The 19614-nt window shown below is 64.8% G+C and carries 15 protein-coding genes and 1 pseudogene; 4 read left to right on the plus strand and 12 right to left on the minus strand.

The window, feature by feature from the left end:
* Positions 1-69 precede the first annotated feature (69 nt).
* Together HAP47_RS18265 and rnd are read right to left on the minus strand one after the other, a co-directional pair.
* Positions 70-273, minus strand: a complete 204-nt coding sequence (locus HAP47_RS18265) for a cold-shock protein (RefSeq protein WP_021079877.1) — start codon at positions 271-273, stop codon at positions 70-72.
* 346 nt (positions 274-619) lie between these two features.
* On the minus strand, positions 620-1768 hold the full coding sequence (gene rnd / locus HAP47_RS18270) for a ribonuclease D (protein WP_173643218.1): 1149 nt from the start codon (positions 1766-1768) through the stop codon (positions 620-622).
* Between the two features lie 537 nt (positions 1769-2305).
* Here rnd and HAP47_RS18275 point away from each other — a divergent pair.
* Positions 2306-3004: a hypothetical protein gene (locus HAP47_RS18275; protein WP_173643219.1), complete on the plus strand. Its 699-nt coding sequence runs from the start codon at positions 2306-2308 to the stop codon at positions 3002-3004.
* Positions 3005-3052: 48 nt separating this feature from the next.
* Here the strand turns inward: HAP47_RS18275 and HAP47_RS18280 are convergent, their stop codons facing one another.
* The 6 genes and pseudogenes from HAP47_RS18280 to HAP47_RS18305 form a co-directional block, all read right to left on the minus strand.
* Entirely contained in the window at positions 3053-3766 is a 714-nt protein-coding gene (locus tag HAP47_RS18280) for a hemerythrin domain-containing protein (protein WP_231168923.1), read from the minus strand.
* Positions 3767-3830: 64 nt separating this feature from the next.
* On the minus strand, positions 3831-4040 hold the full coding sequence (locus HAP47_RS18285) for a hypothetical protein (protein ID WP_173643221.1): 210 nt from the start codon (positions 4038-4040) through the stop codon (positions 3831-3833).
* 106 nt (positions 4041-4146) lie between these two features.
* Positions 4147-5220 (minus strand): acyltransferase family protein, encoded by a 1074-nt coding sequence (locus tag HAP47_RS18290; protein WP_173643222.1) that lies wholly within the window; start codon positions 5218-5220, stop codon positions 4147-4149.
* Between the two features lie 112 nt (positions 5221-5332).
* A complete protein-coding gene (gene chrA / locus HAP47_RS18295) occupies positions 5333-6559 on the minus strand; it encodes a chromate efflux transporter (RefSeq protein ID WP_210285403.1) in 1227 nt (408 codons plus the stop codon).
* 497 nt (positions 6560-7056) lie between these two features.
* A pseudogene (locus tag HAP47_RS18300) lies at positions 7057-7395 on the minus strand (LysR substrate-binding domain-containing protein); the annotation flags it as partial.
* Positions 7396-7505: 110 nt separating this feature from the next.
* Positions 7506-8978 (minus strand): protein adenylyltransferase SelO, encoded by a 1473-nt coding sequence (locus HAP47_RS18305; RefSeq protein ID WP_173643223.1) that lies wholly within the window; start codon positions 8976-8978, stop codon positions 7506-7508.
* Positions 8979-9185: 207 nt separating this feature from the next.
* Here HAP47_RS18305 and aspS point away from each other — a divergent pair, with 207 nt between their 5' ends.
* Positions 9186-10958, plus strand: coding sequence for an aspartate--tRNA ligase (aspS, locus tag HAP47_RS18310; protein WP_173643224.1), 1773 nt, complete (start codon positions 9186-9188; stop codon positions 10956-10958).
* A gap of 215 nt (positions 10959-11173) precedes the next feature.
* On the opposite strand, the gene HAP47_RS18315 is transcribed toward aspS, so the two are convergent.
* Entirely contained in the window at positions 11174-13159 is a 1986-nt protein-coding gene (locus HAP47_RS18315; RefSeq protein WP_173643225.1) for a hypothetical protein, read from the minus strand.
* Positions 13160-13381: 222 nt separating this feature from the next.
* Here HAP47_RS18315 and HAP47_RS18320 point away from each other — a divergent pair, with 222 nt between their 5' ends.
* Both HAP47_RS18320 and HAP47_RS18325 read left to right on the plus strand, forming a co-directional pair.
* Positions 13382-15691, plus strand: coding sequence for an NADP-dependent malic enzyme (locus HAP47_RS18320; RefSeq protein WP_173643226.1), 2310 nt, complete (start codon positions 13382-13384; stop codon positions 15689-15691).
* 100 nt (positions 15692-15791) lie between these two features.
* Positions 15792-16244 (plus strand): DoxX family protein, encoded by a 453-nt coding sequence (locus HAP47_RS18325; protein ID WP_173643227.1) that lies wholly within the window; start codon positions 15792-15794, stop codon positions 16242-16244.
* 44 nt (positions 16245-16288) lie between these two features.
* On the opposite strand, the gene HAP47_RS18330 is transcribed toward HAP47_RS18325, so the two are convergent.
* The 3 genes from HAP47_RS18330 to HAP47_RS18340 all read right to left on the minus strand — a co-directional run bounded on the left by HAP47_RS18330 (position 16289) and on the right by HAP47_RS18340 (position 19510).
* Complete coding sequence (locus HAP47_RS18330) at positions 16289-17407, minus strand: helix-turn-helix domain-containing protein (RefSeq protein ID WP_173643228.1); 1119 nt, start codon at positions 17405-17407, stop codon at positions 16289-16291.
* Between the two features lie 538 nt (positions 17408-17945).
* A complete protein-coding gene (locus HAP47_RS18335; RefSeq protein WP_231168924.1) occupies positions 17946-18503 on the minus strand; it encodes a dihydrofolate reductase in 558 nt (185 codons plus the stop codon).
* Between the two features lie 20 nt (positions 18504-18523).
* Positions 18524-19510: a polysaccharide deacetylase family protein gene (locus HAP47_RS18340; protein WP_173643229.1), complete on the minus strand. Its 987-nt coding sequence runs from the start codon at positions 19508-19510 to the stop codon at positions 18524-18526.
* Positions 19511-19614 lie beyond the last annotated feature (104 nt).

The raw sequence follows: 19614 nt of genomic DNA on the forward strand, positions 1-19614 counted from the left end.
CGCCGAGACCAATCCCCCGGGTGATGCGGCCGGGGGAGGCGTCCGGATGAATTCCGCTAGCAGCGGCGTTCAGTGAACCTTGAGGTTCTCTGCCGACGCCTTGCCGCGGTTCTCCACCAGCTCGTACTCGACGGTCTGGTTCTCGTTCAATGTGCTGAGACCTGCGCGTTCGACCGCCGAGATGTGAACGAACACGTCCTTGTCGCCGACGGCCGGCTTGATGAACCCGTAACCTTTGGTCGGGTTGAACCATTTGACGGTACCCTTCGGCATCGTCTCTCTCCCAGTCTAGACATAAAAAAGACGCGGCCACGTTTTCCACGTGCCACGCCACAAGCGGGCTTTCCGCTGTCTGTTCAATTCCCGGGTCTCTATATCCAAGGTCTTCAAGTCCGAAGTTTCGCCTCTCGAAGCCCAGTTCTTTGAAGACTTGGCTATCAACGTCGTGAAACGCACAGTCGAACGGCCGCAATCCGATTGTGAAGGGATTGCAACACGAAAATTGCGCCTTAGCAAGCGCGCTGGTTTCGCGTGACGCAACCTCAGCCTGTGCCGGTCGAACTCCGGCGCCGAGCGTTCGGCCATTGGCCGACGGCCGGACGTGCCGGAACCTGGTTTGCTAACCCCGATCCACCCGCACCACGCGGCCTTTGTCGATCGCAAGCGCGAGCTGGCCGTGCTTGAGCTTGAGTGCAGCCTCGCCGAACAGTTCGCGCCGCCAGCCGTGCAGGGCGCCGACTTCGGCCTCATCGCTGGCCGCGATCTGTTCGAGGTCGTCGACGGTGGCGATCACCTTGCTGGCGACGCCGTGGCGCTCCGAGGTCATGCGCAGCAGCACCTTCAACAGCTCGACGGTCGCCGCACCGTTGGAATTGTTTCTCGGCTTTTCCAGCTTGGGGAGCGTGGCCTGGTCGCGCGCGAGCCCGCGCTGCACCGCGGCGATGATGTCGGCGCCCCATTTCGAGCGCTCGAAACCCTTCGGCAGCGAACGCAGATTGCCGAGCTTCTCCAGCGAGGTCGGCGCATGGGTGGCGATGTCGCCGACCGCGTCGTCCTTGAGCACGCGCGAGCGCGGCACGTCGCGGCTCTGCGCCTCCTGCTCGCGCCAGGCCGCGACCTCGATCAGCACCGCGAGTTCGCGCGGCTTGCGCACGCGGGTCTTGAGCCGCTCCCAGGCGCGCTCGGGATGGAAGTCGTAGGTCTTCGGCGAGGTCAGGATCTCCATTTCCTCGCTCACCCAGTCGCTGCGGTCGCGCTTCTTCAAGTCGGCGTCGAGCGCCGCGAACACCTCGCGCAGATGGGTGACGTCCGAGACGGCGTAATGCAGTTGCTCCTCGGTCAGCGGGCGGCGCGACCAGTCGGTGAAGCGATGGGTCTTGTCCGGGCGGTGGCCGGTGACGCGATCGACCAGCTGGTCATAGGCGATGCTGTCGCCATAGCCGAGCACCATGGCCGCGACCTGGGTATCGAAGATCGGATGCGGGATCGTGCCGGAGAGGTGCCAGACGATTTCGATGTCCTGCCGCGCGGCATGAAACACCTTCAGCACGGCCTCGTTCGACATCAGATCGAAGAACGGCTTGAGGTCGATGCCGGGCGCCAGCGTGTCGACCACGACGGCTTCATCCGCGCTAGCCATCTGCACGACGCAGAGCAGGGGATAGTAGGTCGTCTCCCGCAGGAACTCGGTGTCGACGGTGATGACCTTGTGTTTGGCGAGCCGGTCGCAGGCGGCGGCGAGGTCGGGGGTCGTGCTAATCAGATCCATGAACAGTCCATGACGGCTTGACACCACGCGTTCTGCCGAAAGGGCAGCTATGTCAAGGGTCTTGCAGGGATTTTGGCCCTGCGCGGGGTGAGGGACAGGGCATTTTTGAATTGATTGGGCGCGATTCGCGGGCGTTTCCGGCCCGGTTGCACCACGAATCCATCCGTCGTCCTGGCAAGGCCAGGGGACCCATATGCCACCAGGGCGTCAGGACCACACGACTTCACCGTCCGCCTCATACGCACTCGTCAGTTGCGCAATCAGCGTCCACCGCATCTCGACCCACCTTTGTGACGACCGTGAAGCGCCCCTTGATCGGGCGAGACAGGGCAGACCGTACACTGAGTTGGGTGTGCTGATAAACCGAACCGAAGTATCTTTCGTGCTGGGGCTTGCCCCGTCGGGCAACTCAGTGATTAGCGATTTGGGGCGGCCGGAGTGCCGAACTCTCTCAGGCCAGCTTGCCAGGAAGATAATGGGTGCAATACTGTGTAAAGGCAATCTGAAGTCGAGTTTCTGAAAGAGGAGGCCGCTACCGTGATCGCGACGCAGCCCAGGGCTGTTACCAGCGAGCTGCTTCAAATCGCCTCGAGCGTCCCGGAACATCGCCGCGATGCAGTGCTGGAGGACATCAACAGCATCATCGAAACGAACTGGTTGACAGAGGAAAGATTCTGGTCTCGCCAGCACTCTCCGTTCAAAGCCGACCATGGCATTGTCCTGTTCCACCACAGCGGTGAATGCGTGGCTTACCTCATCGTTCAGCGCCTGGCCGTTGCTGGCACGCGGGTGATCTATCTTTCAGGCACCGCAGTCAGGGACACGTATCGTGGCAACGGCTTTTTCAAGCGGATGTTCGATACCGCAATGACGGCGGAGTTCGGTGACCCGGTGGCGCCGGCGGAATTCTGCCTGTGCTGGCGGACGAGAAATCCTGTCATCTACGTATTGGGTCGCGCGCAATGCCGAAGCGTGGTGCCGGCTATACCGGCCGGTACACATGCGAGCGATCTCGACGAGCTTTGTGTCAACCTGGCTGCAACCCTGTACCCTCGTCAGACCATCGAGAGAGGGACGATGGCGATGCGGGGTGCCTATGGCCAGCTTCGGTATCGCGATGAGCCGACGACGCAAAGCTCGCCGGATGTCGACCGGTGGTTCGCGCAGACCATCCCCAGCGGCGCCGATGCGGTGTTCTGCGCTGGCTGGGCGAACAATCGCTGGTCGCAGCGGTGAGCTGCGAAGGTAGCAATTGATCTCAGCGACTGGAGGCTCGCAGCGGCGTCACCGCGGCGTGAATTGATCGAGATCGTGGATGCCCATCTGCTGCTCCAGTTGAGCGACGCGGGCCGCCATCTTCTCGAAGCCGTCCTCGCCGAACAGCTCGTGCTCCTTCTTCTCGAAGTCCTCACCCATTGCGTCGTACTCGTGCGGCGAGACCACGTCCTTCAGTTTCGGGAAGAGATCGGTGTCCTCCCGCGCCGCATGCGGCCGGTACATCGTGATGAAGGATTGCATGGAGCCGATCAGCTGCCGGCGATCGTCGACATTGCTCCGACCTGACGGCGCGAGCCGCAGGATCGTCTCCGTGACCTTGCGGCCGGCTGCGTGCTGGCGCAGCAAAGTGTCGACCAATTCCGTCATCTTCCCGGCCTTCTTGAAGCGCGGGAAGACATGCTCCTCCTCCGATTTCTCGTGATAGTCGTTGATGAAATCGCGAATGATCCCGGCCGACTGGGTGACCAATGCGGGGTTGAAGTCTTCGTTCGACGATAGCTTTCGGATTGCCGCTTCGTAGAGCAGGAGAACGCGATCGAGTACGCCGTGCTCGCGCATCAAGTCTTCGGGCGGAGTGACATCCTCTTCCTTTTTCCCTGCAGCCTTCAGCTTGTCGTGGCTTTCTTTCCTTTTGGCGAAGGCCGGCCTGACGAGAACGGCGGGCGCCGCAACGGTCGCCAGCGCTCCTCCGAGCAGAAGCAGGCGACGCTTGCTTGGCATGACGACTTCCATGATGGCACTCCTGCTGCAGAGGCGCGGACTGTCCGGTAATCGTCGGAGCCCGTCAACGCCAGGCTTTTTCGTTCCTCTGTTCGTAGGCCTTGAATGCCTTCTCAAGACCGCCAAGAACCTCTGCAGATGTTTCAAACCTAGCCTTTAACTGCGGTTCATCCACTTTCTCAATGTCTTCGCGCAGGTGGGCGCGGATGTCGTTGAGCGCCTTCTGCATCTTCTGCGTATGATGGCGCGGATCACGATCTGTCGTACTTGCCATGTTGAGTCTCCTTGCTCCTGGGAGAGCTCTGCCGGACTGTGAAAGACTCCGGTGAGATGGCGATCAACGATCGGCTGATAGCAACGTTCCAACAAATCGGCCCGGATCAACCGTCCGTGAGCAAGGCATTGCCGGCGCGGCCGAGGCGCGACGGCCATCCGTGCCGCGAAGCCAGCATCGTGAGCTTGTCCTTGACGAGGTAATGCGCGGGACTTTCGAGGAAGCGCCAGACGAACCATGCCAGCACAACCATGCCCGACACAACAAGCGCGGTCGAAAGCGCGTCCGGTGCTGGCGCGATCAGGAGCAGAAGCACGTAGCCGAGTTGCAGGTGCAGCAGGTAGAGCGGATAGGTGATGCCGCCCACGGCCCTGACGACGCTGTCCGGCAGCGGCACCGACTTGATGCGGGTGGCGGCGAACACGATGCCGAGCGAGACGATGCAGATCACGGTGACGACGCGCGGATCGAAGCTGCCATGGGTGTGGACGCCGAGCCGTTCCAGCTTGTGCACGGCCTGGAACGTCGCAGTGCCCATCGCCAGCGTCAGCAGGCTGTAGAGCCTGGTGTCGCGCCGTCCGCGGTAGTGTTCATAGATCAGCAGCCCGACGGCGAAGAAGCCGCTGTCGTCGGCCATGAACAGCTTCTCGAGCAGCGGAACGTCCAGCGTCAGTTCGTTCGCGAAGGTGATGGCGATCCATGCCACGATGATGGTGTCGATCCGCCGCGGGAAAATACCCCAGGCCAGAAACAGCGCGACCCAGACGTAGAACACGACCTCGATCACCAGCGACCAGTAGGCGTCGTCCATATAGGGCTGACCGAGCATCGGCGCCGCGATGAACAGGTTTGCCAGCCATTGCCCCCACGTCACGTGGAAATACGCCTGGCCCAACAGCAGCGTGGTGAGGAAGGTCAGCGTCATGCAGATGACGAAGGTCGGATAGATCCGGCTGAAGCGGGCGATCGCAAATCCGACCGGCGTGCGGCCTTCGGCCGAATAGGCGATGACGAAGCCAGAGATCGCGAAGAACACGGGGACGCCGAGGAAGCCGTACTGGGCGACCGGGGCGAGGTACGGCATCGCCACCTTTTGAACGCCGTGCGATGCGGTGCCCCAGAAGCCGTAATGGTACAGGATCACGGCCCCGACAGCGGCGAGCCGCAGGAGGTCCAGCACGGGAACCCGGGTCGGATCCGGTTGTTTGGGTAGGCTCGGCATACGCGCCCAATCATGGCGGCGAGGCATGAAGGCGTTCTTAATCCGGCCGGCCGAACGCCCGGGCGGCTGGTCACGATTGCAGGGGGCCCGTGGCGATGCCGGCAGCCGCGCTGAGGACGACCACCATGAGCGGTGGCGCGCGCCATGCCGTGAGCAGGACGAAGCCGGCCAGCGCGATGCCGAAATCAAGCGGACGCTGCACGCTGCTGGTCCAGACCGGATTGTAGAGCGCGGCACCGAGGATGCCGACCACGGCGGCGTTGACACCGCGCATCATCGCCTGCGCCGCCGGCCGTTTGCGGAAGCCATCCCAGAACGGTAGCGCCGCGAGCAGGATGAGAATTCCCGGAATGAAGATGCCGAGGAGGCCTGTGACCGCGCCCGGTACGCCGCCGATCACGGCGCCGAGATAGGCGGCGAAGGTGAACAGCGGGCCCGGCACGGCCTGCGCGGCGCCGTAGCCGGTCAGGAACGCGTCGTCGCCGATCCAGCCCGGCGTCACCACCGCTTCGCGCAGCAGCGGCAGCACGACGTGGCCGCCGCCGAACACCAGCGCGCCGGAGCGGTAGAAGGCTTCGAACAGCCCGAGGCCGGGCCATGCGCGGGCCAGGAGTGGCAGTCCGGCCAGCAGGGCAAGGAACAGGATCAGCGCTGCCACGCCAACGCGGCGCGACACCGGCATCGCGATGTGGGTGACACCGTTGGCCGGTTGCGGTGCCCGGCAGAACCAAAGCCCGGCGATAGCGCCGAGAACGATGGCGCCGATCTGCGCGATCGACGAGGAGCTCGTGAGGATGACGAGTGCCGCGACCGTCGCGATCGATGCGCGCTCGCGGTCCGGACAGAGCGAGCGCGCCATGCCCCAGACCGCCTGGGCGACGATCGCCACCGCGACCAGCTTGAGGCCGTGCACCAGCCCTGCGCCGGCCGGGCCGCTCAATCCGCCGGCGCCGAAGGCGAACAGCACCAGCGCGATCGCCGACGGCAGCGTGAAGCCGGTCCAGGCCGCCAGGGCGCCGAGATAGCCAGCGCGCATCAGGCCGAGCGAAAAGCCGACCTGGCTGCTCGCAGGGCCAGGCAGGAATTGGCAGAGCGCGACCAGATCCGCGTAGGCCTGCTCGTCAAGCCAGCGCCTGCGGGTGACGAACTCGTCGCGGAAATAGCCGATATGCGCGATCGGGCCGCCGAAGCAGGTCACGCCGAGCTTGAGGAAAATGAACAGCACCTCGAGCGGCGAGTGCGCTGAGCTCGCGGTGGAGGGCGGTGTGTGGGGCTGCTGGACGTCGGTGTCGTTCAAGCGTCAATTCCCTGACTTGCGTCCCGCGCCAGGACGCATCAGGGCAAGCATATCGCCATTCGATGACGCCCAGGCGCGGTATTATCGCGCCAAAATTATCGGGCCGATACAAGATCATCCCTGAGGGTAACCACCGAAACGACGGTGGAGACGAGGATGACATTCGAGGTCATCCTGGCCTCACCCGGTAGAGAACGCGCGCATGACGTGGCGGGTGCCAGTTCCGATTCCGGCGCCTCACTCGTAGCCCATGTTCTTCGACGGCCGGCGCGCCGCAGGCATCGCCAGCACGACGAGACACAGCGCGATCATCGCCAGTCCCATGAATTCGAATGCAAATGCGTCCACGGGTCGTCCTCCCCCATCAGAAACAGTTAGACTTGTTGGGGGAGCGTTGACGCGCTGTTAAGCCTTATGGTTACCGCCGCGAGCCTCCCGGCATGGTGGAGGGTGAGTTAACGCTCACGACGGCCGTCGCGGCACAATGCGTTCGCGCGCTACGCCACGAGCTTCGGCAGCGCAGCTGCGAGCGCGTCCACAGCAAGCCGGACCTTCAGCGGCAGTCGCGGCGTCGGCAGCCACAGCGCGTGGCAATCGTAGGGAAGTTCCCCTTCATTGCCGAGAACGCGGACCAGCGTGCCGCTGTCGAGGCGGTCGCGTACCAGCCAGGAGGGCAGCCACGCCAGCCCCATGCCGCGCGCCGCGGCGTCGGCGATGGCCACGAGATCGTCGAGCCTGAGCCGCCCGGCCGGCCACACCTCGCGCGGCGGCTGGCTGTCGCGCGGGAACAGCCGTGGGCGCGCGCGTCCCAGGCGGCGATAGACGATCGCCTGATGCTGGATGCTCGGCCGCGTCATTGCGAGCGGGAGCGAAGCAATCCATCGGGCCGCATGCGCGGATGAGTGGATTGCTTGGTCGCTTCGCTCCTCGCAATGACGAAGGTGGTTTACGTCCCGCAGAACGTCTGCGTCACCATCTGCTCGGGCAGCGGCGGATCGGCATAAGCCGCATATTGCGGCTGATCCTCGAACGGCTTTGCCAGCACCGTCAGCAGCTCCTCGAACGGTGCGTAGTCGTCGCTGTTGACGGCGGCGGCAATCACCGCCTCGATCCGGTGGTTGCGCGGGATGAAGGCCGGGCTGACGGCCCCCATCGCGGCCTTGCGCTCGGCCGGCATCTGCTGTTCCAGCGCGAGGCGCGTGCGCCAGCGGACGGCCCATTCGTCGAAGGCCGCGGGATCGGTGAACTGCGCGCGGATGTCGGCGGCGTCGCCGCTCGCTGCCTCGCCGAGATGGCGGAAGGTCAGCGTGAAGTCGGCCCCGTTCCTGGCCATCGCGTCGAGCAGGTCCTGGATCAGGGCTTCGTCACCGTCTCGCGCGGTGAACAGGCCGACCTTGGCGCGCAGCCCGACCTGATAGGCCGCGGTGAATTTTTCCGGGAATTCGCCGAGGATCACTTGCGCCTGCTCGATGGCCTTCTCCTGCTCGCTGTCGAACAGCGGCAGCAGGCACTCGGCGAGCCGGGTCAGATTCCACAACGCGATGCGCGGCTGATTGGCATAGGCGTAGCGGCCCATCTCGTCGATCGAGGAGAACACCTGCGCCGGGTTGTAGGCGTCGAGGAAGGCGCAGGGGCCGTAGTCGATGGTCTCGCCCGAGATCGAAGAGTTGTCAGTGTTCATCACGCCGTGGATGAAGCCGACCAGCAGCCAGCGCGCGACGAGATTTGCCTGCCGCGCCACGACACCGGCGAGCAGCGCATGATAGGGCTGGGCGGCATCCTTCAGCTCGGGATAGTGCCTGGCGATGACATGGTCGGCCAGCGCGCACACGCCGTCGGTGTCGCCGCGGGCGGCGAAGAACTGGAAGGTGCCGACCCGGATGTGGCTCGAGGCGACGCGAGTCAGCACGGCACCCGGCAGCGCCGTCTCGCGCATCACGGGCTCGCCGGTGACGACGGCGGCGAGCGAACGGGTGGTCGGGATGCCGAGCGCGAACATCGCCTCGCTGACGATGTATTCGCGCAGCACGGGGCCGAGCGCGGCGCGGCCGTCGCCGCGGCGGGAGAACGGGGTCGGGCCACTGCCCTTGAGCTGGATGTCGCGGCGGACGCCGTTTCTGTCGATGACCTCGCCGAGCAGGATGGCGCGGCCGTCGCCGAGCTGGGGCACAAAGTGCCCGAACTGGTGGCCGGCATAGGCCATGGCGATCGGGTCGGCGCCGTCAGGCAGCCGCTTGCCGGCGAGGATTTCGGCGCCCTCCGGTGTCGAGAGCAGGTCCGGATCCAGCCCGAGCTGGACCGCGAGCGGCCGGTTCAGCCTGATCAGCCGGGGGGACGCCACCGGGGTCGGCGCGACGCGGGCGAAAAAGTTCGCCGGCAGCGCCGAATAGGTGTTCTGGAACGGGAAATGGATGGTCATATCGGGAAGATAGGCCTGCGGGCCGAATAGGCAAACGATCGGCGCCCACTTGGCGCCGGATCGGCGTAAAATCTGCGGTTTCGGGGCAAAACCGGCCGTTCCCTTGGTTGCCGCACCCGGCCTCGTCGGGTAAACCCTCCGCAACTTCGGACAGGGCATTTTGGCCCTGTCGCGATTCGACCCTCCGACATCAGTTTTGGAACGAATATGCATCGCTACCGGTCACACACATGCGGCGCGCTCCGAGAGAGCGATATCGACCAGACGGCCAGGCTGTCAGGCTGGGTCCACCGTGTCCGAGACCATGGCGGCGTGCTGTTCGTCGATCTGCGCGACCATTACGGCATCACCCAGTGCGTGGCCGACCCGGACTCGCCGGCGTTCGCCGAGGTCGAGAAGTTCCGCTCGGAATGGGTGGTGCGGATCGACGGCAAGGTGCGCCGCCGTCCCGCCGGCACCGACAATCCCGAACTGCCGACCGGCCTGATCGAGGTCTACATCAAGGAGATCGAGGTGCTTGGCCCGGCGGCCGAGTTGCCGCTGCCGGTGTTCGGCGAGCAGGAATATCCTGAAGACATCAGGCTGAAGTACCGTTTCCTCGACCTGCGACGCGAGAAGCTGCACCAGAACATCATGACCCGCGGCGCGGTGGTCGATTCCCTCCGCAAGCGGATGAAGGAGCAGGGGTTCTTCGAATTCCAGACCCCGATCCTGACGGCATCCTCGCCGGAGGGTGCGCGCGATTTCGTGGTGCCCTCGCGGATCCATCCCGGCAAGTTCTACGCGCTGCCGCAGGCGCCCCAGCAGTACAAGCAGCTGCTGATGATGTCGGGCTTCGACCGCTACTTCCAGATCGCGCCGTGCTTCCGCGACGAGGACCCGCGCGCCGACCGTCTGCCGGAGTTCTACCAGCTCGACGTCGAGATGAGCTTCGTCACCCAGGACGACGTGTTCGCGGCGATGGAGCCGGTGATAACAGGCGTGTTCGAGGAATTTGCCAAGGGCAAGCCGGTCACGAAGAACTGGCCGCGGATTCCGTTTGCGGAAGCGGTGCGCAAATACGGCTCCGACAAGCCCGATCTGCGCAACAAGATCGTGATGCAGGAGGTCTCAGAGCATTTCCGCAGCTCCGGCTTCAAGGTGTTCGCGCGGATGCTGGAAGACCCGAAGAACCAGGTCTGGGCGATCCCCGGCACCGGTGGCGGCTCACGCGCGTTCTGCGATCGCATGAACTCGTGGGCCCAGGGCGAGGGACAGCCGGGCCTCGGCTACATCATGTGGCGAGAAAGCGGCGAGGGCGCCGGTCCGCTTGCGAACAACATCGGCCCGGAGCGGACCGCTGCGATCCGCGACCAGCTCGGCCTGAAGGAGGGCGATGCTGCCTTCTTCGTCGCCGGCGATCCCGAGAAGTTCTGGAAGTTCGCAGGTCTCGCGCGCACCAAGCTTGGTGAAGAGCTGAACCAGATCGACAAGGACCGCTTCGAGTTCGCCTGGATCGTCGACTTCCCGATGTACGAGTATGACGAGGAGAACAAGAAGGTCGACTTCTCGCACAACCCGTTCTCGATGCCGCAGGGTGGCCTTGAGGCGCTGCAGTCGCAGGATCCGCTGACCATCAAGGCGTTCCAATACGACATCGCCTGCAACGGCTACGAGATGGCGTCCGGCGGCATCCGTAACCACAAGCCGGAAGCGATGGTGAAGGCGTTCGAGATCGCAGGCTATGGCGAGCAGGAAGTCGTCGAGCGGTTCGGCGGCATGTACCGTGCGTTCCAGTACGGCGCGCCGCCGCATGGCGGCATGGCGGCCGGTCTCGAGCGCATCGTGATGCTGTTGTGCGGCACCAACAATCTGCGCGAGGTCTCGCTGTTCCCGATGAATCAGCAGTACGTGGACTTGCTGATGAGCGCGCCGGCTGAAGCAACCCCGAAGCAGCTCAAGGAGCTGCACATCAAGACCAACCCGCCGGCGAAGAGCTAGGCGGGTCGCCACCTCGCCCCGCAAGCGGTCACTTACGGGCGGGGCGGCATTTGCGCGACTTCGGAATATTAGAAATATATCCCTGATTTGCCCGACGTGTCAAGTTGCCTCGCCGAGCGCCGGCAGCGGCCGGCTGCTTTGCATGGGGTTGTTTTCGATATTTGGCTGCGCGCACCCGCAGCGGGCGACTTCGAGCGCGTCGCCCGGATGGAAGCTTACAGCCCCGTCGAGGCCTCGATCTTGAATTGCGCCAGCGCCGACTGTGGGTCGGTCTTGAGCAACTGCATCAGCTGAAGCGCCGGCGCTTTCGCGCGCGGGGTCAGCTTGATGACCAGCGTCTGTCCCGGCGTCTCGATGAACTGGCTGATGGCGGTGACGAGAGCCGTGACATCGGCACTGCCTCCGCTCAACGCTTCGCCCTGCGCCTTGATGCTGCCGAGGACGGCGTTGCGCGCCTCGTCGCGGCTGACATTCTGGGTGCGCGCGTATTGGGCGATGGCGAGATCGATGACGCCGAGGTCGTGGACGGCAAGTTCAATCGTGCCGGCTTCGATCTGCGCGGCCGCGCCCATCGCCTCCGCGGCGCTGGTCGAGAACGCTTCGCGCGGCACGTTGGCGAGCGAGACCTTCGCCGACGCATTCAACAGGCCCGCCATGTCGAGCTTGACCGGCTCGAGCGCGAACGAGCGTGACGCCTCGGTCCAGGCGGCGCCGAGATCGGCGTCGACGGCCATCCGGTCGATCCCGGCGGCGATGAGTGCCTGTTGCCGCGGATCGGCCGCATCCAGCGGCGCCGCCATCTTTGCGACGAGCCGCAGCTTGCTCGGGATCGTTCCGACGAACTGGCCCCAGTCGAGGCTGAGGACGTCGATGTTGACCGGCTTGCCGGTGGCCTTGTAGGGCGAGGTGACACCCTTGATCTCGGCACCCTCGATCAGGGGAAACAGCGTGAGCGCCTGTTCGGGCGACGGCTTCTGCGCGGCGAACTGCGCCGAGAGCCGGATGAAGCTGGCGACATCGAGCGATTTCAGCGCGAAACGTCCGACCTTGAAGGGACCGTTCGGGGCATTGCCATCAAGTCCCTCGACCGCAAGCTCGCCGATCTTGCCGTGTTCGAAGTTGAACCGCATCGAGGCAAGCTTGAGTGGGCCTTTCGGAGTCGCAATCGAGAGCCCGTGCATCTTGGCATTTCCGATGCTGGCACCCGCATAGAGGCCGGCGACCTTCTCCAACAGTTCGCGCGCCTGGGCTGGAGATGGCGATGGGCTGCCCGACGGCGGGATCATCGCGAGCAGCGCCGGCAATTGCATCTTTGACGGGTTGATCCTGACGTCGTCGACAGTGATGCCGTCGATCTGCATGTTAACGCCGCGCGTGGAGGTGATGACATAGGGACCGGCCGAAACGTGTCCCTGAACCTGGTACTCCCGGTCGTTATTGGCTTTGGCCGGATCGAGTATCGCCGCGATAGCGCCGACGTCGATATCGGTAGCGACGATATTGGCGAGGTCACCGGTTATCGTGATCGGCGTGCCGGCCGCCTGCTGGTTGATCGTGAGCAAAATCCTGTCAATCTTGCTGGACGCGATCTTTCCGTCCTTGATGTTTGCAATGGCCATGCCTGAATAGACGCCGCCTGCATCAGGGCCGCCCTTTGTGGCTGCGCTGGGAGTGATCGTCGCGGTCAGCTTGGGCGCGGTCACTGATGACGCGTTGATATTGGCGAACCGCTCGAATGCGAACCGGTATAGCTCGAATAGCTCAGACGAGGCCGGAAGCTGCGTCAAACCGGCTGGCCCGGAGTAGCCTTTCACCGTGATCTGCGGCACCTTGTAGTTTACGGAGGCGATCGTTTGGCTGGGCCTCGTCACACCGATCTCGACATCGCCGAACTCGACACTATCGGCGGAGACCCGTACCCCGTCCGTTTGACCGAGGCCCGTCATCGTGAGGCTGGCAATCTTGACGTTGATCGGGGACTGCGTCCCCGACTCGGCGGCAACGTCCGAAATCGTCAGGGTGCGGCTCTTGGTGTCGAACGCGATCTTGCCGTGGCTCGCCTTGGCGCCGGCGGCACGGATCTGCTCGAAGGCGGCCTCGACGTCACGCGTGACCCGGCGCTGGGCATAGAAGTCGAAACCGAAGTAGCCGCCGGCCGCGACGACTGCGACGGCGACCAAGCCGAGCAGAATTTTCTTCATTCGGTCAACTCCGGATCATCAAGGAAAAAAATTGCCAATCGGCGGTCGGAAGGTGCAGCATCGATGAATCGGCCCGCCAGGGCCTGTTGACGGGGATAGTATCCGATGTTGCATCCAAGCGGCGGGACATGCTTCACATCCGGCTCGATTTGCCGGACAACTGACTTTTGCCTGGGTTAGCACAGAAACAAGAAATTTGGGCCGGAAACGCGGGAAGCACGCATGTCGTCATCGTCTGAAGAACTCCATAACGCCGCGCTCGCCTATCACCGGCTGCCGCGCCCGGGCAAGCTCGAGATCCAGGCGATAAAGCCGCTCGCCAACCAGCGCGACCTGGCGCTGGCCTATTCGCCGGGCGTGGCCGCCGCCTGCACCGAGATCGCCAACAACCCGGCCGAGGCGGCGACGCTGACCGCCCGCGCGAATCTGGTGGCCGTGGTCTCGAACGGCACCGCGGTGCTCGGGCTCGGCAATATCGGCCCGCTGGCCTCCAAGCCCGTCATGGAAGGCAAGGCGGTGCTGTTCAAGAAATTCGCCGGCATCGACGTGTTCGACATCGAGATCAACGCCAATACGATCGAGCGCGTGGTGGAGACCGTCGCGGCGCTGGAGCCGACCTTCGGCGGCATCAATCTGGAGGACATCCGCGGGCCGGAGTGCTTCGAGATCGAGACGCAGCTCAAGGAGCGCATGAAGATCCCGGTGTTCCACGACGATCAGCATGGCACCGCCATCATCGTCGCGGCCGCGATCGTCAACGGGCTGCTCTTGAACGGCAAGCAACTGTCCGACGTGAAGATCGTCTGCTCGGGCGCGGGCGCCGCCGCGATCGCGACGCTCAATCTCCTGGTCTCGATGGGGGCGCAGCGCAAGAACATCTTCGTCTGCGACATCGACGGTGTGGTCTATGAGGGCCGCAACACCACGATGGACCGCTGGAAGGCGGTCTACACCCAGAAGACCGACGCGCGCGTGCTCGCCGACGTCGTTCCGGGCGCGGACATCTTCATCGGGCTGTCGGCGCCCGGCGTGCTGAAGCCTGAGATGGTCGAGCAGATGGCCGACAAGCCGCTGGTGATGGCGCTTGCCAATCCGGTGCCGGAGATCATGCCTGAAGAGGCGCGCGCGGCGCGTCCCGACGCGATGATCTGCACCGGCCGGTCGGACTATCCGAACCAGGTCAACAACGTGCTGTGCTTCCCCTTCATCTTCCGCGGCGCGCTCGACGTCGGCGCCACCGCGATCAACGAGGCGATGAAGCATGCCGCAGTCGATGCGATCGCGCAGCTCGCGCGCGATCCGCCGTCGGATGCGGTGGCCCATGGTTTCGACACCGGCGAGACGCAGGGGTTCGGCCCGGGCTCGCTGATCCCGAGCCCGTTCGATCCGCGCCTGATCCTGCGCATCGCACCGGCCGTCGCCAAGGCCGCAATCGAGTCCGGCGTCGCAACCCGTCCGATCACCAATTTCGACGAATACGCTGCAAACCTCGAACGCTTCGCGTTCCGCTCCGGCCTCACCATGAAGCCGGTGTTTGCCAAGGCGAAGACCCAGCCGGTGCGCGTGATCTACGCCGAGGGCGAGGACGAGCGTGTGCTGCGCGCGACCCAGGTGGTGCTCGAGGAAAAGCTGGCGCGGCCGATCCTGGTCGGCCGTCCGTCCGTGGTCGAGACCAGAATCAAGCGCTTCGGCCTTTCGATCAAGGCCGGCCGCGATTTCGACCTGGTCAATCCCGAGGACGACCCGCGCTACCGTTCCTACGTGCAGTCCTATATCGACGTCGCCGGCCGTCGCGGCGTGACGCCGGAGGCCGCGCGGACGGTGGTCCGCACCAACAATACCGTGATCGCGGCGCTGGCGGTGTCGCGCGGCGAGGCCGACGCGATGCTGTGCGGCGTCGAGGGCCGCTACATGAGCCATCTGCGCCATGTCCGCGAGATCATCGGCTTCCTGCCGGGGGTCAGCGACTATGCCGCGCTGGCGCTGATGATCACCTCCACCGGCGCCCACTTCCTCGCCGACACCCAGGTGCGGCCGAACCCGAGCGCGGAGGAACTGGCGGAAGTCGCGTCGCTCGCGGCGATCCATGTCCAGCGCTTCGCATTCAAGCCGAAGGTCGCCTTCGTGTCACATTCCGACTTCGGCAGCTATGATACGGACTCCTCGCGCAAGATGCGGCGGGCCACCCAGCTCTTGAAGGACAAGCATCCGGAAATCGAGGCCGACGGTGAAATGCAGGGTGACACCGCGCTGTCGGCGGTTGCGCGCAAGCTCGTCCTGCCGCAGTCGCGGCTGGAAGGCGAGGCCAATATCCTGATCATGCCGAACCTCGACGCCGCCAACATCGCCTACCAGATGATCAAGTCGCTGGCCAACGCGTTACCGGTGGGGCCGATCCTGATTGGTCCGGCGCGTCCGGCGCACATCCTCACCCCCGGCGTGACGGCGCGCGGCATCCTTAACATGACCGCGGTTGCGGCGGTCGAGGCCCAGGAGCGCGCCGGCCGCGCGCAGCCGACGCTGTTCGGCTGAGCAAGAGACGTCAGGCGGATTCGATTTGATCGAAGCAGGCGGGGCGGCCATACTCGCTCCGCCTGCTTCGTCCGATTTCTGCCATCCAGTGAGGCCGACCATGCCAGCGTTCATCACCTTCGGGCGCATTCTGTTCGCCGTGCTTTTCCTCTATTCGGGGGCGAGCAAGCTGTTCGGGATCCAGGCGACGGCGGATCTGCTCACGGCCAAGGTGACGATCCCGGCCATCGTCGCGCCCTATGCGCAGCAGATCGAAACCTTCGTCGGCATGCCGTTCATGCAGCTGCTGGCGATCACGGTCGGCGGGTTCGAGATCATCGCGGGGCTGATGATCGCGGTGAACGTGCTGGCAAGGTTCTTCGCGATCCTGCTGATCATCTTCGTGTGTTTCACGACCTTCTATTTCCATGATTTCTGGAATCAGCCGGCGCCCGACAACGCCAGGACCTTGATCGACGCGCTGAAGAACCTGTCGCTGATCGGCGCGCTGTTCATCATCGCGGGTTACGGCCGCGGCCCCCGCCGCGACGACCCGGCGTATGGGGACGTGTAGGGCGCCGAAGCCTCGGTCAAGCGAGCCGGGAGTGCGGCCGGCGATCAGTCTGCGATGCGGGGCGGGGCGATTTCCCGCATCCACCTTGAGATCGTCGCGAGGTCGGCATCGGTCGCCGATCGGTCGGTACGTGTGCCCAGCAACGCGGCCTCGCGCGCCGCGCGGGGCGTGATGCCGTAGGCGGCCTTGAACGAACGGGTGAAATGGGCGTCGGTGCCGAGGTGCCAGCGCCTTGCAAGTTCGCCGATCCTCAGGCGGCGCGCGTTCGAGCCAGCGAGCTCGAAGAAAGCCCGATGCAGACGGCGGCTGCGGATGTACTCGGCGATGCCTCCGACCGGCGCGAAGAGCCGGTAAAGCGAGGCCCGAGACAAGCCGAAATGGACCGCAAGCGACGCGGCCGAGAGATGTTCGTCGCCGAGCTGCGCCTCGATATGTTGCCTGATCCGCATCAGCGATGCGTTCGCGGTGACGCCACGGTCGGAAGCGCCGCGCTCCAACTCGCCCCTGAGGCAAGCGGCCAGCAGCGAGATCGTCCCTTCGACGACCGACGGGCACTCCTGGAATGTCATGCGCGGCGCGAACTCGAACAGGGCCTTGAGATGCCCGGCCAGAAGGCGTCCGACCATGCCGCTCGCCGGCAGCACGAGGCCGTGCAGGGCATCGACGTGCACGATGTGGGCCGCGAACATCGGTCGCGGCACGACAAGGGTCACGTTCTCAAAAGCGGTCGCTCTGGTCTCAAGCGTCTGCGCCAGGTCGAACACGCATATGTCCCCGGCGCGCACGCGGACCGGCATTTCACCCGCGACGCCATCGAAGCCACCCTTCAGATAGAGCTGCAGGATGATGTGATCGACGCCCGACCGCGCAACGGTCTCGGTGGTGCGCACGAAGCGCTGGCCGCCGGCGCGGCTGAGCCCGATCAGCAAGGGTCCCATGGCATAGGAACAAAGATCCGCGCTGAACGGCGCTGGCTCGCCGCGCCCCAACTCGTCGACGTCGAACAGCGTCGCGACGGCCTCCCGCCAGGCTGCGATGTTTTCATCCGTCCCCATCCGTGCGGCGGCAAAGCCGAAGGTCGGCAGTAGGGACGACACGGAGGCAGCATCGCCGATTGTTCCGGCGGTTTCCTCCTGGCCGGTTGTCGCGGGGTCGTCGGTCATTGTAGCAGGCGTTCAATCTTCGCGGGGATCCGATCTTCTCGTCCGGCCGGCTCACCCACGGGACACCGGCATATCGTGTCAATCCGTTGATGAATCGTCTCGGAAGATCACGGTATAGGTCGCCTCTACCGGAACGGAAAGTCGCCGCCGGGCCGTTGGCGCAATCCGTTGCCCCAATACGACGGCCGCGCGGCAGGGATCGCCGGCCGTTCGAAGCGATACCGCGGCTTGCGCTTTTGTCTCAGTCTATTGATGCGGCGTTTCGCGAGCATCAGCCTGTATTGACGAGGTTCGTCTCATGCCGGTTATAGCTCGGCGCGCGTCGGACATCGACGCAGGGCTGCGTGGTGGTTTTGTTGAGAAGCGGAACCAGCTGCGGGTTTGGACCGCCGTCGGGGCCGATTGCTGGCTCTTGGCACATTACGCGAGCCGGTTTTTCGCTGGCCGGCGGCGGTACCAGTTTCAACCCAATGACCTGCATCAACCAAATCGCTTGGCGCGAGCGATGTCCGATCGCAAGGTGACCATCGCGGTGCTGTCAACCCACCCGCCTCCACGGCGTCACGCTGACATCCTGGGCGGCGTCGATCAGCTGCGGCGCGCCGGCGTGCAGGCCGTGCGCCGCGAGCACCTGCTGCGGGGTGCGGGCAGGGACGCCGGGAAAGCACGGCTCGCCGTCGGGGATGTGCACCCTGGGCGCGACCGAGAGCCAGAATGTGTCGTAGCGGTCCATGAACATGCCGAACACGCTGGGGCCGCCGATGACCGCGACCATCCCCGAGGTCACGCCGGCCTCGCGGCTCGCGGTCTCGAACGGGCAGCCGGCGGGATTCCACAACAGCGCCTTTGGATTGTCCGGGTCGGGTGCGATCGCTGCGACCTTGCCGGTCACGATCAGGCGGCGCCGTTTCGGTGCGTTCGGCTGCTCTTCCTGGGAGTGGCGGCCATGCACGACGAGATCGGACCGGTCGAGGGCTGCGGTGAAGAACCGCTTGTCGCCCTCGATCTTGAGATCGTCAGGCATCACATTGTGCGCGTTCGCCAGCCGGCCGTCGGCCGAGACGATGACAAAGCCCTCAATACGCAACGCTGACACAGAAGCGATCGTCGGCGCGGCTACTGATCGACGGTGGTGACGACGCTGTTCACCGGCCGTGAGCTCACGGTCGGCAGCTTGACGTCCTTGGCGAGCTCCTGCTCGTATTGCGGCAGCACGGTCGCCGGGAATTTGGCGCGCATCGCCACCACCTTGTAGCCGCCGGCCTTGAGCTGCGTCAGCAGCGTCGGCAGGGCTTCCGCGGTGTGCTTCTGGAAGTCGTGCATCAGGATGATGCCCTTGCCGAGCTTGGCGAGCTTCTTCATCACGGTGTCGATCACCTGTTGCGAGTTCTTCGACTTGAAGTCGAAGGAGTCGAGATCGCAGGAGAAGATCGCGATGTTGCGGTTGCCAAGATAGGTGACCATCTCCGGCGGATGCTGCAGCGCCGGGAAGCGGAAGAACGGTGAGGGCGACGTCTCGAGCGCCCACTTGACCGCGGCCAGGCCGCGCTCGATCTCGTCCTTCTTCTGATCCTCGGTCAGCTTCTTGTTGTTCAGATTCTCGTGCGACCAAGTGTGCGAGCCGACAGTGTGGCCGGCGGCATAGACCTGGCGCAGGATCTCCGGGTGATAGGTGGCGTGCTTGCCGATCGGGAAGAAGATGCCCGTGGTGCATTCATCCGCGAGCGCCTTCAGCACCGCCGGCGTGTTGGCTGGCCACGGACCGTCGTCGAAGGTCAGCACCACCTCATGGTCGCGCAGGAAGTCGAGCTGCTTGAAATGCTCGAAGCCGAAGCCTGGACCGCCGGTGGTGTCGATCTCGACGGTGCGGGCGACGCCGAGCGCATTCGGATTGTTGCAGGCGGCGCGTGCCGGCTGCGGCGCTTGCTTCGGCGGCACTTGAGCGGCCGCTGCGGCGGGCGCCGGTGCAGCTGCGGCAGGCGCTGGAGCTGCGGCCGCCGGTGCCGCGGCGGCGCCCTTGGCGGGCGGCGTCTGCGACCAAGCTGCGCTCGACGCAAGCAACGATACGGTCCCTGCGAAAATCAGACCTGCCGCAATGCGCATGGCGTGTTCCCTGCTGATCGCGCTCCCGGTGCCGGCACTGCCGCAACCAAGGCCGCTTCACCCCCAAACCGATCGTACCCTAGTCACAGTGCCGACGCCAAGGC

This window comes from Bradyrhizobium sp. 41S5 (assembly GCF_011516665.3).
In the GTDB taxonomy this organism is placed as follows: domain Bacteria; phylum Pseudomonadota; class Alphaproteobacteria; order Rhizobiales; family Xanthobacteraceae; genus Bradyrhizobium; species Bradyrhizobium quebecense.

Coding starts and splice junctions, on each gene's coding strand:
- HAP47_RS18325 (WP_173643227.1), top strand. CDS start 15,792: ATGCCAGCGTTCATCACCTTCGGGCGCATTCTGTTCGCCGTGCTTTTC.
- HAP47_RS18315 (WP_173643225.1), bottom strand. CDS start 13,159: ATGAAGAAAATTCTGCTCGGCTTGGTCGCCGTCGCAGTCGTCGCGGCC.
- HAP47_RS18305 (WP_173643223.1), bottom strand. CDS start 8,978: ATGACCATCCATTTCCCGTTCCAGAACACCTATTCGGCGCTGCCGGCG.
- HAP47_RS18265 (WP_021079877.1), bottom strand. CDS start 273: ATGCCGAAGGGTACCGTCAAATGGTTCAACCCGACCAAAGGTTACGGG.
- HAP47_RS18280 (WP_231168923.1), bottom strand. CDS start 3,766: ATGCCAAGCAAGCGTCGCCTGCTTCTGCTCGGAGGAGCGCTGGCGACC.
- HAP47_RS18320 (WP_173643226.1), top strand. CDS start 13,382: ATGTCGTCATCGTCTGAAGAACTCCATAACGCCGCGCTCGCCTATCAC.
- aspS (WP_173643224.1), top strand. CDS start 9,186: ATGCATCGCTACCGGTCACACACATGCGGCGCGCTCCGAGAGAGCGAT.
- HAP47_RS18285 (WP_173643221.1), bottom strand. CDS start 4,040: ATGGCAAGTACGACAGATCGTGATCCGCGCCATCATACGCAGAAGATG.
- HAP47_RS18330 (WP_173643228.1), bottom strand. CDS start 17,407: ATGACCGACGACCCCGCGACAACCGGCCAGGAGGAAACCGCCGGAACA.
- rnd (WP_173643218.1), bottom strand. CDS start 1,768: ATGGATCTGATTAGCACGACCCCCGACCTCGCCGCCGCCTGCGACCGG.
- HAP47_RS18340 (WP_173643229.1), bottom strand. CDS start 19,510: ATGCGCATTGCGGCAGGTCTGATTTTCGCAGGGACCGTATCGTTGCTT.